The sequence below is a fragment of the Ruegeria sp. AJ12 genome (genome assembly GCF_056536245.1).
The window spans coordinates 1,335,139-1,352,938 of sequence record NZ_JBQFJJ010000001.1; the positions used below are offsets into that span (position 1 = coordinate 1,335,139).

General features: G+C 60.6%; 19 protein-coding genes. 13 read left to right on the top strand and 6 right to left on the bottom strand.

Going from position 1 to position 17,800, the window contains the following annotated elements; translation table 11 throughout:
* Positions 1-3: 3 nt before the first annotated feature.
* The gene (locus ACR3E0_RS06745; protein WP_480477396.1) at positions 4-645 is read right to left on the bottom strand and encodes a CatB-related O-acetyltransferase; all 642 of its coding nucleotides are present in this window, start codon (positions 643-645) and stop codon (positions 4-6) included.
* Entirely contained in the window at positions 645-1,250 is a 606-nt protein-coding gene (locus tag ACR3E0_RS06750; RefSeq protein ID WP_480477398.1) for a flavin reductase family protein, read from the bottom strand. Before ACR3E0_RS06750 ends, ACR3E0_RS06745 begins: the two co-directional genes overlap by 1 nt.
* Positions 1,251-1,321: 71 nt before the next feature.
* Here ACR3E0_RS06750 and ACR3E0_RS06755 point away from each other — a divergent pair, with 71 nt between their 5' ends.
* The 5 genes from ACR3E0_RS06755 (at position 1,322) to ACR3E0_RS06775 (ending at position 4,386) form a co-directional block, all read left to right on the top strand.
* Complete coding sequence (locus tag ACR3E0_RS06755; RefSeq protein ID WP_480477400.1) at positions 1,322-1,816, top strand: GNAT family N-acetyltransferase; 495 nt, start codon at positions 1,322-1,324, stop codon at positions 1,814-1,816.
* Positions 1,817-1,869: 53 nt separating this feature from the next.
* Positions 1,870-2,613, top strand: coding sequence for an EcsC family protein (locus ACR3E0_RS06760; RefSeq protein ID WP_480477402.1), 744 nt, complete (start codon positions 1,870-1,872; stop codon positions 2,611-2,613).
* A 141-nt stretch (positions 2,614-2,754) separates the two neighbouring features.
* Positions 2,755-3,216 carry an NUDIX hydrolase gene (locus ACR3E0_RS06765; protein WP_480477404.1) on the top strand — a complete coding sequence of 154 codons (462 nt, stop codon included), beginning with the start codon at positions 2,755-2,757 and terminating at the stop codon, positions 3,214-3,216.
* Between the two features lie 72 nt (positions 3,217-3,288).
* Complete coding sequence (locus ACR3E0_RS06770) at positions 3,289-3,744, top strand: DUF1178 family protein (RefSeq protein ID WP_480477406.1); 456 nt, start codon at positions 3,289-3,291, stop codon at positions 3,742-3,744.
* 3 nt (positions 3,745-3,747) lie between these two features.
* Positions 3,748-4,386 (top strand): SDR family NAD(P)-dependent oxidoreductase, encoded by a 639-nt coding sequence (locus tag ACR3E0_RS06775; protein ID WP_480477408.1) that lies wholly within the window; start codon positions 3,748-3,750, stop codon positions 4,384-4,386.
* On the opposite strand, the gene ACR3E0_RS06780 is transcribed toward ACR3E0_RS06775, so the two are convergent.
* The gene (locus ACR3E0_RS06780) at positions 4,380-4,736 is read right to left on the bottom strand and encodes a hypothetical protein (RefSeq protein ID WP_480477410.1); all 357 of its coding nucleotides are present in this window, start codon (positions 4,734-4,736) and stop codon (positions 4,380-4,382) included. The genes ACR3E0_RS06775 and ACR3E0_RS06780 overlap by 7 nt on opposite strands.
* Positions 4,737-4,901: 165 nt before the next feature.
* Between ACR3E0_RS06780 and ACR3E0_RS06785 the strand changes: the two genes are divergently transcribed.
* The 6 genes from ACR3E0_RS06785 (at position 4,902) to ACR3E0_RS06810 (ending at position 13,736) form a co-directional block, all read left to right on the top strand.
* Complete coding sequence (locus tag ACR3E0_RS06785; RefSeq protein WP_480477412.1) at positions 4,902-6,140, top strand: aspartate kinase; 1,239 nt, start codon at positions 4,902-4,904, stop codon at positions 6,138-6,140.
* Between the two features lie 46 nt (positions 6,141-6,186).
* On the top strand, positions 6,187-8,430 hold the full coding sequence (gene ptsP / locus ACR3E0_RS06790; RefSeq protein ID WP_480477414.1) for a phosphoenolpyruvate--protein phosphotransferase: 2,244 nt from the start codon (positions 6,187-6,189) through the stop codon (positions 8,428-8,430).
* A gap of 163 nt (positions 8,431-8,593) precedes the next feature.
* Positions 8,594-10,039, top strand: a complete 1,446-nt coding sequence (gene zwf / locus ACR3E0_RS06795) for a glucose-6-phosphate dehydrogenase (RefSeq protein WP_480477416.1) — start codon at positions 8,594-8,596, stop codon at positions 10,037-10,039.
* 2 nt (positions 10,040-10,041) lie between these two features.
* Complete coding sequence (gene edd, locus ACR3E0_RS06800; protein WP_480477418.1) at positions 10,042-11,847, top strand: phosphogluconate dehydratase; 1,806 nt, start codon at positions 10,042-10,044, stop codon at positions 11,845-11,847.
* Between the two features lie 5 nt (positions 11,848-11,852).
* Positions 11,853-12,488 (top strand): bifunctional 4-hydroxy-2-oxoglutarate aldolase/2-dehydro-3-deoxy-phosphogluconate aldolase, encoded by a 636-nt coding sequence (locus ACR3E0_RS06805; protein ID WP_480477420.1) that lies wholly within the window; start codon positions 11,853-11,855, stop codon positions 12,486-12,488.
* A gap of 51 nt (positions 12,489-12,539) precedes the next feature.
* Entirely contained in the window at positions 12,540-13,736 is a 1,197-nt protein-coding gene (locus tag ACR3E0_RS06810) for a pyridoxal-phosphate-dependent aminotransferase family protein (RefSeq protein WP_480477422.1), read from the top strand.
* Here ACR3E0_RS06810 and ACR3E0_RS06815 read toward each other — a convergent pair.
* Complete coding sequence (locus tag ACR3E0_RS06815; RefSeq protein WP_480477424.1) at positions 13,733-14,845, bottom strand: pyridoxal phosphate-dependent aminotransferase; 1,113 nt, start codon at positions 14,843-14,845, stop codon at positions 13,733-13,735. The genes ACR3E0_RS06810 and ACR3E0_RS06815 overlap by 4 nt on opposite strands.
* A 140-nt stretch (positions 14,846-14,985) precedes the next feature.
* Here ACR3E0_RS06815 and ACR3E0_RS06820 point away from each other — a divergent pair, with 140 nt between their 5' ends.
* Positions 14,986-15,768, top strand: coding sequence for a crotonase/enoyl-CoA hydratase family protein (locus ACR3E0_RS06820; protein ID WP_480477426.1), 783 nt, complete (start codon positions 14,986-14,988; stop codon positions 15,766-15,768).
* Entirely contained in the window at positions 15,765-16,136 is a 372-nt protein-coding gene (locus ACR3E0_RS06825) for a VOC family protein (RefSeq protein WP_480477428.1), read from the top strand. Before ACR3E0_RS06820 ends, ACR3E0_RS06825 begins: the two co-directional genes overlap by 4 nt.
* Here ACR3E0_RS06825 and ACR3E0_RS06830 read toward each other — a convergent pair.
* Both ACR3E0_RS06830 and ACR3E0_RS06835 read right to left on the bottom strand, forming a co-directional pair.
* The gene (locus ACR3E0_RS06830) at positions 16,133-16,465 is read right to left on the bottom strand and encodes a DnaJ family domain-containing protein (RefSeq protein WP_480477430.1); all 333 of its coding nucleotides are present in this window, start codon (positions 16,463-16,465) and stop codon (positions 16,133-16,135) included. The two genes, ACR3E0_RS06825 and ACR3E0_RS06830, sit on opposite strands and share 4 nt — an antisense overlap.
* 38 nt (positions 16,466-16,503) lie before the next feature.
* Positions 16,504-17,667 carry a benzoate/H(+) symporter BenE family transporter gene (locus ACR3E0_RS06835; protein WP_480477432.1) on the bottom strand — a complete coding sequence of 388 codons (1,164 nt, stop codon included), beginning with the start codon at positions 17,665-17,667 and terminating at the stop codon, positions 16,504-16,506.
* Positions 17,668-17,800: the final 133 nt, after the last annotated feature.

Here is a 17,800-nt window from a genome sequence, read left to right on the forward strand (position 1 = left end):
CTGTTACGTTGGCGCGATGCGTTCCAGCGTTTCAATATCGCCGGACAAAAGCGCCTCTTCGGCTTTGGCGATCAATTCGACGGGCCAATCCCACCAGCTCAGGGTCAATAGCTGGTCGATCGTTTCTTGATCGAACCGGAAACGCCGTACTTCGGCCGGATTTCCGGTGACAATCGCATATGGCGGAACCTGACCCCGCACGACCGCGCCCGCGCCGATGATCGCACCGGTGCCAATCTGCGTTCCAGGCAGGATGAGCGCTCCATATCCGAACCAGACATCATGCCCCACAATCGTGTCGCGGGTGTCGGGTTGATACCCCGACATGCGATCCGGATTGAACACCGGGAACGGAAAACATGTCAGACCGTCCATCGCATGATTGGCCGACGACGTGATGAACCGGACACCATGCGCGATCTGGCAGAATTTTCCCAGCTTCAGTTTCTCTTCGGCAAACGGAAACAGGTACGGCGCCAGCCGTGTGGCCCAATCCTGGGGCGGGTCGAAATCCGAGGCGTAGCTGTACGCCCCGGCCTCGAAACAAGGATGATCAATGACTTCCGACAGAAAGACCGTGCCCGTGTATTCTGACCCGTCGGGCAGAGTGATCGGATACCGGCGTGAGGGATCAGGTAAGGGCATCAGTCATCCGGTCTTGCGAGGCTGAACAGGTCGTTCACGACCGAATAGTCTCGATATCCCAGTCGGGCCAGAGGTCGGAACGAGGTGACGTCGAACTTGCCATCCCGCATATGGTCGTCATGCAGATGCACGCCCGTGACTTCGCCGAACACCACCCGGTTGGAGTCGCCCGGCAGGGTCACGATCTGCGTCAGTTTGCATTCCAGTGCCGCCGGGCCCCCCTCGATCCGTGCGCAAGGGATTGTTTCGCATTCGACGGGGACCAGACCCGCGTGATCAAATTCATCGACATGTTTTGCCAGACCTTCGGAACTGGCATTCATGGCGTCCCGATGCGCATAGGCCACGACATTGACGCAGAAGACACCGGTCGCCTCGATATTGGCGATGCTGTCCTTGCCGCCGTTTTGATCATGTTTGCTGCCTGTCGACGCGAACATGACCTGCGGTGGCGTGTAGGCCGCCCCGTTGAAAAAGGAATACGGTGCGAGGTTGTTGACACCGCTGGCATCACGGGACGAAATCCAGCCGATCGGACGGGGCGTGATGATGGCGTTGAACGGGTTATGCGGCAATCCATGGCCGTCTTCAGGGCGATAGAACATCTGATCTCCAAGCGTTTGCCCAAGGCGTATCGAAGTGCTAGGGCGAATGCCAGTCAGGAAAAGAGGGCAGGGTGCAGCAGTTCGAAATCAGACCGGAAGAACCGGATGATTGGTGGGAGGTTGAGGCCCTGTACGACCTGTGCTTCGCGCCGGGTCGCGAGGCACTGTCGTCTTACCGCCTGCGGGATGATGTTCCGCCCGTCCCGGGCCTCTCTCTGGTCGCGCGCGACAGGCAGGGCATTCTGGCCGGGGCGATCCGGTTCTGGCCGGTCCACATCGGGGTGCATGACGCGCTGCTTCTTGGGCCTGTTGCTGTCCATCCCACGCATCAGGGCGAAGGTCTGGGCGGTTTTCTTATACATCGGGGGATTGATGCCGGGCGTGGCAAGGGCTGGGAACGGGTGATGCTCGTGGGCGACGCGCCCTACTACGCCCGGTTCGGTTTCGCGCGTCTAAACGGGATCGAGATGCCACCGCCGACCAATCCCGACCGCATTCTGGGGCACGACCTGACGCCCGGCGTATGGGATGGTGTGCAGGGTCCCGTCACCCGCTGGACCCGCTGACCTATTGAAACGTCTCTGCCCGATACCGATGTTGAAAGGGCAGGAGGGTACAGATGCAGGACGTGGTTCTTGTCGAAGAGGTCGATGCCGAAGCCGAGTTGGATCGATTGGCGCAGCATTACCGAACGGCCGGCGGCGCTGGAGTGAAGCTGCTTAACCGTCTGGGCGGATCGGCTGAATCGTTGTTGGAACAGCTGCCGGAGCCCGTGCGTCAAGGCCTGACCGGAGCAACCGAGCAAGCGCTCTGGATTGCCATGCAGGCCGCGCAGGGATCGCGCCGGGCCGTACCGGATCAAAAACCGTGGGTGAATACTGCCGTGACGACCGCCATGGGCGCCGCCGGGGGATTAGGCGGCGTTTCCACAGCCTTGATGGAACTGCCTGCGACCACAACCATGTTGTTGCGATCTATTCAGGGGGCCGCCGCGCGGGAAGGCTTTGATCCCGAACAGGAAAACGTTAAATTCGACTGTGTCCGGGTGTTGTCGGCCGCCGGGCCCATGACCCATGATGACGGGGCGGATCTTGGGTTCTTTTCCGTGCGTCTCACACTGACGGGTCCCGCGATGCAGCGGTTGATCGCTGCCGTGGCGCCGCGCTTGTCCGTGGTTCTGGGCCAGAAGCTGGCCGCGCAATCGGTGCCGGTGCTCGGCGCCATTGCCGGCGGCGGAACCAACTACATCTACACGCGCTATTATCAACAGATCGCTCATGTGCATTTTGGTCTGAGACGCCTGGCGATGGATGCCGATATCCCCCATGACGAGCTGGTGCAAAAACTGTCTGCGCGCATGTAAGCCTCTGCCACCTGGCTTTCCGTCGACCTTGGCTTGATTCGCATCATGTGGTATTCATGATGGAACGAACCGCAAAATATCACAAAAACTCAGCGGTTTGGTGTACAGGCATGAACCCCGTTCGAAAGGCGCCACGGCGTGATGGATGCAAGGCTTTCGCCCCATGTGCTGCGCAGGACCGGAAAGATTCCCGTTCTGCCGCAATCAGCTGCATTATGCTACCGCGTGGAACGGGGGCGGTCGGAAGTGTTGTTGATCACAACCCGGAGGTCTCGACGCTGGATCATCCCGAAAGGCTGGCTGATCGACGGGCTCACCCCATCGGAAACCGCCGCACAAGAGGCATGGGAAGAAGCCGGTGTCGTCGGAGAGTGCATCTCAGACAGGCTTGGCCGATTTTCTTACCTCAAGCAACGCCCGGATCACGGGGCGGCATTGTGTCTGGTGGACGTGTTTCCCCTGCACGTGCAATCCTTGGCGTCGTGCTTCCCGGAGAAAGGAGAGCGTCGGCTCAAGTGGTGCTCGCCCAAAAAGGCCGCACTTAAGGTCACGTCACCGGAACTTGCTGCATTGCTGCACAAGTTTAGGCCGTACCCGCACTGAGTTGACGTCAGAAAGACTTGATATTGCCATACCGGTGGGTATCTATTCGCCAAGCGATATTTTGGGCAAAACATGATTCAATATGCGTTAAAATGCAGCGAAGGCCATACGTTTGACAGTTGGTTCCAATCTGCCGAAGCCTACGACAAACTGTCAGCAGCCGGCATGGTGACATGTGCGGTATGTGGGTGCCAGCAGGTTGAAAAGGCTGTCATGACGCCGCGTGTTCGCCCGGCGCGCACTGCGCAGGCACAGCCCGAGACCGCACCGGCAAAGGCAGAACAGATCAATGTCTCGACCCCGTCGCCCGAGGTTGAAAAGGCTTTGGCGGATTTGCGGCGCAAGGTTGAAGAAAACCTGGACTACGTGGGCAAGGATTTTGCGAACGAGGCGCGGAAAATTCACCTCGGTGATGCGCCGGAACGCGCGATTTACGGTGAAGCAAAGCCGGACGAGGCCAAGGCCTTGATCGAGGATGGCGTGCCGGTTGCACCGTTGCCGTTTATCCCCAGCAGAAAGACAAACTGATCCATGCACACTGTGATTACCGGGGCCAATCGCGGAATCGGGCAGGCCCTGGCGGATCGCTACCGTGCGCAGGGCGCGGATGTCACCGGCACCGCGCGTGATCACAGCGCGCAGGTCAGATTAGATGTTTCGGATCCGGGTCAGCAAGCCGAAATGACCCAAAAACTACAAGGCCAACCCGTTGACCTGCTGATCTGCAACGCCGGTGTATATCTGGACAAGGGGCAGAGCATTGATGGCTATCCCGCTGATATGTGGGCACAAAGCTTTGCAACCAACGTGACCGGTGTCTTTCTGACAATTCAGGCCCTGTTGCCCAATCTGCGCGCCGCAGGTGGTAAGATCGCGGTTTTGTCGTCGCAAATGGCGTCGCACACCCGGGCCCCCGGGGGCAGCTATATTTACCGTGCTTCCAAGGCAGCGGTGTTGAACCTTGGCCGCAATCTTGCGACTGATCTCAAGGGAGATGGTATTGCCGTCGGTATCTACCATCCCGGTTGGGTTCAGACCGATATGGGAGGCTCAGCCGCCGCGATCACCGTTGATCAGGCGGCGGCAGGGCTGATCAACCGGTTTGAGGCGCTGTCGCTAAACACCACCGGCTGTTTCGAGACCTGGGAAGGCGTATCTCACGCCTACTGATTGCTCAACGCCGCGCGGGGAATCTCGTAAACTTCACCGGGCTCGATGAAGATCACAAACAGGTCTCCGGGCGTTTCATAGCTGAGTTTCGAGGCCGAACTGCTCGAGTCCGGTTTTCCATCGGTAAAATAGATGTTCCGAACTTCTCCGGTTGGCAGCATTACTGCAAGAGTGGCTGTTCCATCGTCGCGACGCCGCAATTCCGCGTTGCAGTTCTGCAGCGGGTCTCCGGCCAATGCCGCACATGGCACAGTGCCTAGGGCGTTTTTCCCATCTGTTCCGGCCTGTGTCGCGACTTGTGCCAGAGCAGGTGATGATAGAAACGTCAGGGCGATGGCAATGCGCAGCATGAATAACCTCTTGGAACTACAGACGCGCACAGGCTTGCATTACGCCAAAGCATTGTAAAGCGGCTGTGTAATGCAGGCGGAACATCGCAGCGCCCTTGCCCTTGCGATCCCCCTCGCATATGAGGCTCGGGACTATGAATCCCAGGCGCGGAGACACTTGCCCCCATGCCCGTACTCGTAATGAAATTCGGTGGTACATCGGTTGCCAATCTCGACCGCATTCGTCGTGCGGCCAAGCGTGTGGGCGTCGAAGTGGCCAAGGGGTACGACGTGATCGTCATCGTCTCGGCCATGTCGGGCAAAACCAATGAACTGGTGGGCTGGGTCGACGAGACATCGCCGCTCTATGATGCACGCGAATACGATGCCGTAGTGTCGTCGGGTGAGAATGTGACCGCTGGTCTGATGGCGCTGACCTTGCAGGAAATGGATGTCCCCGCGCGCAGCTGGCAAGGCTGGCAGGTGCCGCTATTGACCACCAGCGCCCACAGCCAGGCCCGGATCGAGGAAATCCCGACCGAGAATATCAGCCAGAAATTCGACGAAGGCATGAGGGTCGCGGTTGTCGCCGGGTTTCAAGGCCTGAGTTCCGAAGGCCGGATTACCACGCTGGGCCGGGGCGGGTCGGATACGACGGCGGTGGCTTTTGCCGCAGCCTTTGGGGCCGAGCGCTGCGATATCTATACCGATGTCGATGGTGTCTACACCACCGACCCGCGCATCTGCGAAAAGGCGCGCAAGCTGGACAAGATTGCGTTCGAGGAGATGCTCGAACTGGCCTCGCTGGGGGCCAAGGTGCTGCAAACCCGTTCGGTGGAGCTGGCGATGCGCTACAAGGTGCGCCTGCGGGTGCTGTCCAGTTTCGAGGAACAATCCGACAATGCAGGCACGCTGGTCTGCGCCGAGGAGGATATCATGGAATCCAATGTTGTGGCCGGTGTGGCTTATTCCCGTGACGAAGCGAAAATGACCGCGGTGTCCGTTGCCGACCGTCCCGGCATCGCCTCGATCATCTTTACCGCGCTCAGCGATGCGGGCGTGAACGTGGACATGATCGTGCAAAACATCTCGGATGAGGGGCGTACGGACATGACTTTTTCCTGCCCAACCGATCAGGTGGCGCGGGCTGAAAAGGCGCTGCTGGAGATCAAGGAAAAGGGCGAGCTGAACTATGCCGAACTGGTCGCGGACGAGGATGTCTGCAAGGTTTCGGTGGTTGGAATCGGTATGCGATCGCAATCGGGTGTTGCAGCCAAGATGTTCAAGGTACTCTCGGATGAGGGGATCAACATCAAGGTCATTACAACCTCCGAGATAAAAATTTCCGTTCTTGTCGACAGGAAATACATGGAACTTGCTGTTCAGGCACTGCATGATGCCTTTGAACTGGACAAGGCGGCCTGAGCTTATCGGCCAAGGGTTTCGCCTGACATAGTAAACTGGTTAGGCCATGGCGGACGGCACCGAAACAGAATCCCGCAAGCTGCTTGGACGGCTGCGCGAGGAGATGGCGAGCGAAGTCGCCGGTCAGGAACGTCTTGACCGGATCACCACGCTGATTGCCGACAGTATTCAGAGCGAGGTGTGCTCGATCTATCTGTTCCGCGACGAAGACACGCTTGAGCTGTGCGCAACCGAAGGCCTGTCCCCCGAATCGGTGCACAAGACCCGCCTTCGTCTGGGTGAAGGTCTCGTGGGTCGCGTTGCGCAATCCGGCAAGGTGGTTAATGCGGCGGATGCGCCGTCGGCCAAGGGGTTCCGGTTCATGCCGGAAACCGGCGAAGAGCGGTACTCCTCGTTTCTTGGCGTACCGGTCCAGCGTCTGGGTCAGAAACTGGGGGTTCTGGTGGTCCAGTCGCGAGAAGCTCGCGAGTTTTCCGCAGACGAGGTCTATGCTCTGGAAGTGGTGGCCATGGTGCTCGCCGAAATGGCTGAGCTGGGTGCATTTGTGGGCGAAGGTGCGGCTCTGTCGCCGCTTCACCAGCAATCCGTTCTGTTGCGCGGGGGTCCGGCGCAAGAAGGATCGGCCGAAGGCCATGTCTGGCTGCACGAACCGCGTGTGGTTGTCACCAACCCGATCGCCGACGATCCGCATCGCGAACGCGAACGCCTGACCGAGGCGGTCGAGGAGCTGCGGGTCGGTGTCGACAAAATGCTGGAAATCTCGCGGGGCGGCGATACCGATCAGCTCAAGGTTCTCGAAGCCTACCGGATGTTTGCCAATTCCAAGGGATGGATGCGCCGGATGGAAGAGGACATCGCGCGGGGCCTCAGTGCCGAAGCGGCGGTGGAAAAGGAACAATCACAGGCGCGTGCCCGCATGGGACAGGTCACAGACCCGTATCTGCGGGAACGTCTGGCCGATCTGGACGACCTCAGCAACCGCTTGCTGCGCATCCTGACCGGGCAGGGCAACACCGAAAGCGCGGATTTGCCGGCCGACCCGATTTTGGTGGCGCGTAACATTGGCCCCGGGGATCTGCTGGAATATGGCCGTACGCTCAAGGCCATTGTGCTTGAAGAAGGCTCGGTTGGCAGCCATGCCACCATCGTGGCCCGTGCGCTGGCGATCCCACTGGTGGTACATGTCGGGCGGATCACCACCGAGGCGCTGAACGGTGATCACATCATGGTCGATGGCGATCAGGGTGTTGTTCATCTGCGTCCCGAAGACACGGTCGTCAGTGCCTTCCGTGACAAGATTGCGATGCAGGCCAAGGCACAGGAGCGTTATGCTTCGATCCGCGACACGCCAACTGTGACCAAAGACGGGGCCCGCATCAATCTGGTGATGAACGCCGGGCTGATGGCCGATCTGCCCTCTCTGGGCAACTCCGGTGCCGAGGGTGTTGGGCTGTTCCGGACCGAACTGCAGTTCCTGATCCGCAACCAGATGCCCAAGCGGTCGGAACTTGTGGCGCAATATCAGCGCGTTCTGGACGCAGCCGGTGACAAACGCGTGGTGTTTCGCACGCTCGATATCGGATCGGACAAGGTTCTGCCGTATATGAAGCACGTGTCCGAGCCGAACCCGGCCCTTGGCTGGCGGGCCATTCGCGTCGGGCTGGACAAACGGGGCGTCATGCGCATGCAGTTGCAGGCCCTGATCCGGGCCGCTGATGGACGCCCGTTGACCGTTATGTTCCCGTTTGTCGCGCAAGCGGACGAATATCGCGAGGCCCGATGGGAAGTCAGTAAGACCATCGAGCGCGAAAAACGCCTTGGTCATGTCCTACCCGAGACGCTTGAGGTGGGCGCGATGCTGGAAACGCCTTCGCTCGGTTTTGCGCCTCAGAAATTCTTTGACGAAGTCGATTTTGTCTCTATCGGCGGCAACGATCTGAAACAGTTCTTTTTTGCCGCCGACCGGGAAAACGAACTGGTGCGCCGCCGGTATGACACCCTGAATGTCAGCTTTCTCAGTTTCATCGAACGTATCGTGGAACGCTGCGACATCTCGGACACGCCACTTAGCTTTTGCGGCGAGGATGCCGGCCGTCCGGTCGAGGCCCTGTGTCTTGCCGCCATGGGTATTCGCACCCTTTCGATGCGCCCGGCCTCGATCGGGCCGGTCAAAAGCCTTCTGCTGCGTTCGAACCTACAGGATGTTCGCAAGATCATCGCGGACGCCCGTCATCGTGGCGAACAATCTGTGCGCCCGTCGGTGATGGAGTGGTTACGCAAACACGGATAGGTCGGGTAGCCGGGGAACCCGGCCATTCTTTGCTTGATTTTTATGCACCGTCTTTCTATTTACACCCTGAATGTTAGCGATAACAGAAAGTGCTCTGCATGTTTCCCAATAGTGCCGAGTGCCATGCTAAGCTGCCTGCGGTAAACTCGAAAGGAGCCTGGTCATGGTCTCACGCGTAATTCCAGTAGATCCGTTCGACCTCGTTTTGTTTGGTGCAACCGGCGATCTTGCGCAGCGCAAAATCCTGCCGGGCCTGTATCACCGTTTTCAGGTCGGTCAGATGCCGGACGAGGCGCGGATTATCGGCACCGCCCGTTCGGAAATGGATAGCGACAGTTTCCGCGATCAGGTGCGGGCCTCGATGACAGAGTTTGCGCCGCAGTTCGACAAGGACACGTTGGATCGTTTCCTGTCTCGCGTCGAATACGTACCGGTGGACGCGCTGGGCGATGCGGGTTGGCCCGCGCTTGCCAAAATGCTGCGCCCCGATGTCGTCCGCGCCTTCTATTTGTCCGTGGGTCCCAGCCTGTTTTCCGGCATTGCTCAGCGTCTGAATGATCTGGGCCTTGCCACACCGGAGAGCCGCATCGTTGTGGAAAAACCCTTTGGCCACGATCTTGCATCCGCACAGGCACTGAACGAGGGCCTGCGCGCCTGTTTCGATGAGCATCAAATCTACCGGATCGACCACTATCTGGGTAAGGAAACGGTACAGAACCTCATGGCGCTGCGCTTTGCCAATTCTCTGTTCGAACCGCTTTGGAACTCCACCCATATCGACCACGTTCAGATCACCGTCGCCGAAACGGTCGGCATCGAAGGGCGTGGCGCGTATTATGACCAGTCCGGTGCCATGCGCGACATGATCCAGAACCATCTGGTTCAACTGCTGTGTCTCACCGCGATGGAGCCGCCATCGAAATTCTCGCCCAACGCGGTGCGGGACGAAAAGGTCAAAGTGATCGAGGCGCTGGAGCCGGTTGCGCAAGTCGACATTGCACGTGGTCAGTACCGCGTCGACAAGGGCAATGACGGGTATGTCGATCATGTGGGCAACCCGGCCAGTCGCACAGAGAGTTTCATCGCGCTCAAGGTTCATCTGGGCAACTGGCGCTGGGCCGGGGTGCCATTCTACCTGCGTACCGGAAAACGTCTGCGGGCCCGGGAATCCGAGATCGCGGTCTTCTTCCGCGACCCCCCGCACACTATCTTTCCCAATGTGGGCCCCTTGCGGGGCAACGTTCTGGTCATCCGTCTGCAGCCGGACGAGGGGATTACATTGCGCACGACCATCAAAGACCCCGGTCCGGGTGGGTTCCGTCTGTCCGATGTCTCGTTGGACATGAGCTTTGCCGATGCGCTGGGCGACGAGGCCAGCCCGCCAGATGCCTATGAACGTCTGGTGATGGACGTGATCCGAGGCGACCAGACGCTGTTCATGCGGGGTGATGAGGCCGAGGCCGCCTGGGCCTGGGTCGATCCCATCATACAAGGCTGGGAAGACCGTGGCGATCGCCCATCACGCTACGACCAGGGCAGTTCGGGACCCGAAGAAGCATTGATGCTGATGCATCGTGACGGGCGTCGCTGGCGCCAGATCGGAGGTTAGACATGGTTCACACCGTCATCGCGGATGTCACGCAGCGGATCATTGACCGCAGCCGGGATCAGCGCGGCCCGCACTTGAAGCGGATGGAGCAGGCCAAGTCCAAAGGTCCTGCGCGCGGGCACCTGTCCTGCAGTGGTCAGGCCCATGCCTACGCCGGGGCGGGTGAAGATCAGCAATCGATGGCGACGGGCACTGCCGGAAATCTGGGCATTGTCACCGCCTATAACGACATGCTCTCGGCCCACCAGCCGTTTGAACGCTACCCGGAACTGATCCGTCAGGCCATCCGTGCAGCAGGCGGGACCGCGCAGGTTGCGGGTGGTGTGCCCGCCATGTGCGATGGGGTTACGCAAGGCGAGGCCGGGATGGAACTGTCGCTGTTTTCACGTGATGTGATCGCGCTGGCGGCAGGCGTGGCGCTCAGCCACAACACCTACGACGCGGCTGTTTTCCTTGGTGTCTGCGACAAGATCGTGCCGGGTCTTGTCATTGCCGCCCAGAGTTTTGGCCATCTGCCCGCCGTCTTCCTGCCCGCAGGCCCCATGACCAGCGGCCTGCCGAACGACGAAAAGGCCAAGATCCGTCAGCAATTCGCTGCCGGAGAGGTGGGACGCGAAGAGCTCATGGCTGCCGAAATGGCCGCTTATCACGGCCCCGGCACCTGCACCTTTTACGGCACCGCCAATACCAACCAGATGCTGATGGAGTTCATGGGCCTGCACCTGCCGGGCTCAAGTTTCATCAATCCCAACACACCGCTGCGGGATGCGCTGACCGAGGAAGGGGCGCGTCGCGCGCTTTCCCTGAGTGCGCTGGGCAATCATTACACGCCGGTTTGTCAGATCCTCGACGAACGGGCCTTTGTGAACGGTATCGTTGGTCTGATGGCCACGGGCGGGTCGACCAACCTGTTGATCCACCTGATAGCCATGGCGAGAGCGGGCGGCATCGTTCTCGATTGGCAGGACTTTTATGAGATTTCCGAGGTCGTGCCCCTGATTGCCCGCGTCTATCCCAACGGTCTCGCCGATGTGAATCACTTCCACGCAGCCGGAGGCCTTGGCTACTGCATCGGCACGTTGCTCGAAGACGGGTTGCTGCACCCCGACACGCTCACTGTTGCCGGGCAGGGGCTGCATCGATACACGCAGGAACCCAAACTGATCGACAACGCATTGGTCTGGCAGGATGGTCCGGAGCAAAGCCTGAATGAAAAGATCGTGCGCTCGGCCAAGGATCCGTTCCAGCCCACGGGTGGTCTTTCACGTTTGACCGGCAATCTGGGAACGGGCGTGATGAAGGTTTCAGCCGTGGCCCCAGAGCATCAGGTCGTAGAGGCCCCCGTGCGTGTCTTCCATGATCAAGGCGATGTCAAAGCGGCGTTCAAAGCCGGTGAGTTCACCGGCGATGTGATCGTTGTGGTCCGCTTTCAGGGACCAAAGGCCAATGGGATGCCCGAGTTGCACTCGTTGACCCCCATCCTGTCCGTTCTGCAAGGGCGTGGCCAGAAGGTGGCACTGGTCACCGATGGCCGCATGTCCGGCGCCTCGGGCAAAGTCCCCGCCGCCATTCACATCTGCCCCGAGGCGCTGGACGGAGGCGCCATCGCCTATCTGCAGGATGGTGACCTTGTGCGGGTGGACGCAATCAAGGGTGAGTTGGAAATCCTTACGCCTGGCGTGCTGGACCGCGCGCCCGTCACAGCCGACTTTTCGGCGAACCAATATGGCGTCGGGCGGGACCTGTTCGGCAACTTCCGCCGCACTGTCGGCTCTGCCGATACCGGCGCCAGCGTATTCGGAGTCTGAGCCCCATGTCCGCAAAAACCCAACGCACCCGGGAAATCTGTGCGCTGGCACCCATCGTGCCGGTTCTGGTTGTCGAGGACGCAACGCAAGCTCGCCCACTGGCCGAAGCTCTGGTCGCCGGCGGCCTTCCCGCATTGGAAGTCACCTTGCGCACCCCGGCTGCACTGGACGCGATCTGCGCCATGGCCGACGTGCCGGGTGGGGTGGTCGGCGCCGGTACCCTGGTCACGCCCGAAGATGTCCGCGCCGCGAAAGAGGCCGGTGCGCAATTCGGTGTCTCCCCCGGTGCCACCGACGCCTTAATCGCCGCCTGCGAGGCCGAGGGCCTGCCTTTGTTGCCCGGTGCCGCCACCGCCAGCGAGGCGATGCGGTTGCTTGAGCAGGGCTATGACATGCTGAAATTCTTTCCAGCCGAGGCCTCGGGCGGCGCGCCTGCCCTGAAAGCCATCGGTGCGCCCTTGCCGCAGATCACCTTCTGCCCGACCGGCGGCGTGTCGCCATCTAACGCGCGGGATTACCTGTCCCTGTCCAACGTGGTTTGCGCTGGTGGCAGCTGGGTTGCACCAAAACAGATGGTGGTCAACGGCGATTGGGCCGGGATTGAATCCCTCGCCCGTGAGGCATCAAAGCTGATGGATTGACGTCGCTTCAACCTGCGTTAGGGTAGGCCCCAATTCAGACAGGTTGACCCCATGACAAACCAAATCTCCCTTGCGCAGGGGCGCGAGTATCTGGCGATTCCCGGGCCTTCGGTCATGCCCGACGCCGTTCTTCAGGCCATGCACCGCCCGTCGCCGAACATCTATGACGGCGAGTTGATCGAGATGATGCCCGCGCTGACCCGCGATCTGCGCCGCGTGGCCCGTACCGAACACAACCTTGCCATCTACATCGCCAACGGTCACGGGACGTGGGAAGCGGCACTCAGCAACGTTATCGCTCCGGGCGAAACGGTTCTTGCCCCCGCTTCGGGCCGGTTCACCCATGGTTGGGCCGAGATGGCCAAGGGCATAGGCGCCCAAGTCGAGTTGCTGGATTTCGGAACGGCCGCGCCATGGGATTTTGACCGCATAGGCGAAGTGCTGCGGGCGGATACCGAGCATCGGTTCAAGGCGGTGCTGGCGGTGCATGTGGACACTTCAAGCTCAATCCGCAACGACATACCCGCCCTGCGCGCGTTGCTGGATGAGCTGGGTCACCCGGCGCTGCTGATGGCGGATTGCATCGCCTCGCTCGGCTGCGACCGGTTCGAGATGGATGCCTGGGGGGTCGATGTCACGGTGACGGCCTGCCAGAAGGGGCTGATGACACCGGCGGGCGTGGGCTTTGTCTTTTTCAATGACAAGGCGCAGGCCAAAAGAGCTGAGATGCCGCGCGTATCGCAGTACTGGGACTGGCAGCCCCGCGCCAACCCGGAGCTGTTCTACCAATACTTCAACGGAACAGCCCCGACCCATCACCTCTATGGCCTGCGTGCCGCGTTGGACATGATCCATGCCGAGGGCCTCGAAAATGTATGGTCACGTCACGAAAGGCTGGCGCGGGCGGTCTGGACAGCCTGCGAAATCTGGTCAGAGGGTGGAGCGCTGAGCCTGAACGTCGCTGACCGCGAGCACCGCAGCCACGCCGTCACCGCATTGCGGCTGACCGACGGTCGCGGGAAACCTCTGCGCGACTATACAGAATCTCAGTTGGGTCTCACCCTAGGTATCGGTCTGGGTATGGAGGATGCCAATGGATGCTTCCGTTTGGGTCACATGGGTCACATAAATGGGCAGATGGTAATGGCAATGCTTGGCGGAATGGAGGCTGGGATGGCCAGTTTGAGCATTTCGCGTGGAAAGGGTGCATTGGACGCCGCCGCCGCTGAGTTATCGGTCGCAAGCTAGGCACTGCCTCGTGCGGCCAGCAACGCCTTGGGCAACGCAGCGGAAAACGCCTCCAGGTCCGAGGGTTTTCCGCAACTGACCCGGATACATCGGTTCTGCGGGGCGGCAAAGGGCATGCGGACAAACACGCCCTGATCCACCAGCGAGTCCAGAACCGCCTTTGCAAAAGCGCCGTCTCGCCCGCAATCGATGGCGACGAAATTCGTGGCCGAGGGCAATGGGGTCAGCCCGTTCTCCGCTGCGATCTCACCAATCTGGTCACGCGCCTGTGCGATCCGTGCCTGAACGTCGGACAGCCACGCATCATCCTTCAACGCGGCAAGTGCAGCGGCCTGTGCGGCGCGGTTCATGCCAAAGTGATTGCGCACCTTGTTGAAGGCGGATATCAGGTCCGGCGCACCTATTGCGTAACCAACACGCACCCCGGCCAACCCGTAGACCTTGGAAAAGGTTCGCATGCGGATCACGCGCGGATCGTTTGCGCTGACCGGGGCCGACGTGCCCTCGGGCGCGCATTCCACGTAGGCCTCATCCAGCACCAGCAGGCAGTCGCCCGGCAAGCTGTCCATCGCGGTAACAATGTCCGCGCCGCGATTCCAACTGCCCATAGGGTTGTCAGGATTTGCCATGTAAACCAGTTTCGCGCCCACCTCGGCAGCTTTTGCAAACAGGGCCACTGGGTCTTCGTGATCGGCGGAATAGGGAACCTTGTGCAAGACACCGCCATATCCGGCCACATGGTAATTGAAGGTCGGATAGGCCCCGTCCGAGGTAACAACGGCGTCTCCCGGCCCCACGATCAGACGCACCAGGTACCCCAACAGCCCGTCGATGCCTTCGCCGACAACAATATTCTCAGGTGTCACATCATGAAATTCCGCCAGTGCGTGCCGCAGGTCATGATTCTCGGGATCGCCATACATCCAGATGTCGCTGGCCGCCTGCCGCATCGCTTCGATGGCGTTTGGTGACGGGCCAAACACGCTTTCATTTGCGCCCAGCCGTGCCTGAAACGGAGCACCGCGCTGCCGTTCTTGGGTTTCCGGTCCAACAAACGGAACAGTTGCGGGCAGGGATTTGGCGAGGGATGTGTAACGCGGACCAGTCATGCGCGCAGATAACCGCAAGCGGGTCAGGCGGGCAAGCATTCGCTCGGGTCAGGCGCCTGCGCTGATCTGCCCTGACGTCGCAGTGGCATTGGGCCCGGGTTTCGGGGCATGGTTGGCGAAACAGGATTGGGAGGGCCCCGATGGCACGCGTATCTGTCGAGTACAAGGACCATATCGCTCTGGTCACGCTGACCCGTAGCGACAAGATGAATGCGCTGGATGACGCCATGATCAAGGCGATCCTGTCCGCCGGGCAGGAGGTTGCCGCCTCGGGCGCGCGCGCCGTGGTCTTGTCGGGCGAAGGCAAAAGCTTTTGCGCCGGGCTGGACATGGCCAGTTTCGCGACCATGGCCCACAAGGACCCGACCGAATGGCTGATGACCCGCAGCCACGAGGATGCCAATGAAATGCAGGAACTCGCGTTGGTCTGGCGGCGTGTGCCGGTTCCGGTGATCTGCGCCATTCAGGGGGTGGCCTATGGTGGCGGCCTACAGATCGCGTTGGGCGCGGATATCCGCATCGCGCATCCCGAGGCAAAACTAGCCGTAATGGAAATGAAATGGGGCATCATCCCTGATATGGGCGGGATGGTTCTGTTGCCACACCTGGTCCGCTCGGACGTTCTGCGCCTGCTGACCTACACAGCTCGCCCGATCGGTGCACAACAGGCTGCGGATTGGGGGCTGGTGACAAAACTGTCCGACGATCCGCAGACCGAAGCGCTGGCGCTGGCAGAAAACATTGCCAATCAGAGCCCGTCGGCAATTCGCGCCGCCAAACGTGTGATCGACGTTGCCGAGACGAAATCCCGCGCCGAGGTATTGCTGGCGGAATCTGCGGAACAGGTCGAGTTGATCGGTAAACCAGACCAGATGGAAGTGATTTCGGCCCAGATGCAGGGCCGTACACCCGAGTTTAAATGACGGGCCCGTCTCTCACGCGTCTGATCCTATACACCAAGCGCATGGACGAGATGGTGCGCTTTTATGAAACGCACTTTGGCTATATCGCGCATCAACTGGCGGGTGATCGAATTGTTGAACTCGTCCCTCCGGGCGGCGGTGCGCACCTTCTTCTGCACCCGGCGAGCAAATCAGCGCGCGAAGGTCAGGTGGCAGTGAAACCTGTATTCGATGTTCGGGACGTCGCAGGCTTTTGCGAGCAGGCCTTGGCGGGGGGGGTGCGCTTTGGCTCTATACACCAAGCTGATGGCTATCAGTTTGCAAACGCCAAAGACCCATCAAAGAACTCCATTTCTGTGTCGAGCCGCGCGTTTCTGCAGTCTTCTTAGCGCATGAACGCCCGTCGCGCATCGCGCGCCATGTTGTACCGCATCTCAAGCTCGGCGATTTTCGCCATCGCCACCTTGCGATCATCAGGGTTAGTCAGGGAGGCATAGGCCGCGCGCGCCGCGTCCAGCTGTTTCTTGATGTCGAACTCCTCGGGCAGGACGCCGGCCTGCGCCATGATCCGGTGTCCGGTGGCGAGTGCCGGGTCGCTCTGCGCCTCTGAGGATCGGTCGGGCAGGGGCCGTCCTTCGCCCTCCAACCCTTCAAGCTGTCCTTCAGCCTGGGCCTTTTTGATCTGGCGTTCGACCAGTTTTCCAAGTGATCCGCGCATGATCCAAGTATAGGCGTTCTGGCGCGGGTGCAAAAGCATTACCGCACTCGGTTCGACGCCAGATAGGCAAGGCCGCCAGCCATCAGGCCCCAGACTGCCGCGCCCAGGCCGAACACGGTGATCCCTGAGGCCGTGATTGCAAGCGTCAGGATCGCGGCTTCGCGTTCGGCTGGCACCTCAAGCGCGGCAAAGGCCGCATTGGCCATCACGCCAATTAGCGCGACGCCGGTCAGGGTTCCCATCAACAACGGATCGGCATGGGCGGCGAAGCCGGTGATGGCCACTGCAAAAATACCGAAAAGGCAATAGAACACGCCCGCCATGATTGCCGACCAATACCTCTGGCCGGGGTCCGGGTGGCTGTCTTCGTTTGAACACATCGCTGCGGTGATGGCCGCCAGGCAGGTGGCGGGCGCGCCAAATGGCGCAGACAGAATACTGGCGCCACCTACCGATGAGAACAACCGACCAGCCCGGGGCGTGTAGCCATAGCTGCGCATGACCGCAACGCCGGGGATGTTCTGGGTTGCCATTGTGACAATGAAAAGCGGCAATCCGATCCCTATGGCGGACGCCAGCGAAAAGCTTGGCATGGTCCACACCGGTGCCGCCAGATATTGCGCGGGTCGCACCGACGTGTCACCCGAGCTGAAAACGACGACAAGCGCCGCAGCCACCACCGCCGCAGGCACGGCGAACAGGCGATTGAACCGTCCGGCGATGAACCATGTCAGGATCACGGGCAAAGCCTGCCACGGCAGTTCGACCGCCGCCGTGAACGGCACGATACACAGCGGCAGCAGCACGCCTGCCAGCATGGCCTGCGCCAGGGTGGTCGGGATCGCAGCCGCCAAGCGCCCCAGCGGACGCCACAGACCTGCGAGGACGGTCAGAGCGCCGGCGCACAGAAAGGCTCCAATCGCGCCCGAAAACCCCTCGACCGGGGTTGCCGACACCGCCAGCAGCGCCGCACCCGGTGTAGACCAGGCCACGCTGATGGGTTGTTTGTACCATAGGCTCAGGACAATCGCCGCCAGACCCATGGCTATGGCCGCACTCATCAGGCCCGAGGCTGCCTCGGAGGGTGATGCACCCATTGCCGCAAGGCCCTGTAGGACAATCGGGAAGGAACTGAAAAAGCCCACGACGGCAACCACCAGCCCGGTGGAGACGGTTTGCATTGGGGGTAGGGGCTGCGACATCGGCTCCTCGGGGTTGCCACCCGCACTTGCTAGCAACGGCAAGACGCTGACAACAAGGGGAAATGCGACAGCCCCAAAGGAAAACCCGCCATCACTCAGTTGGCGGGTTCGAGGTCTTGGTAAAAAATATGAA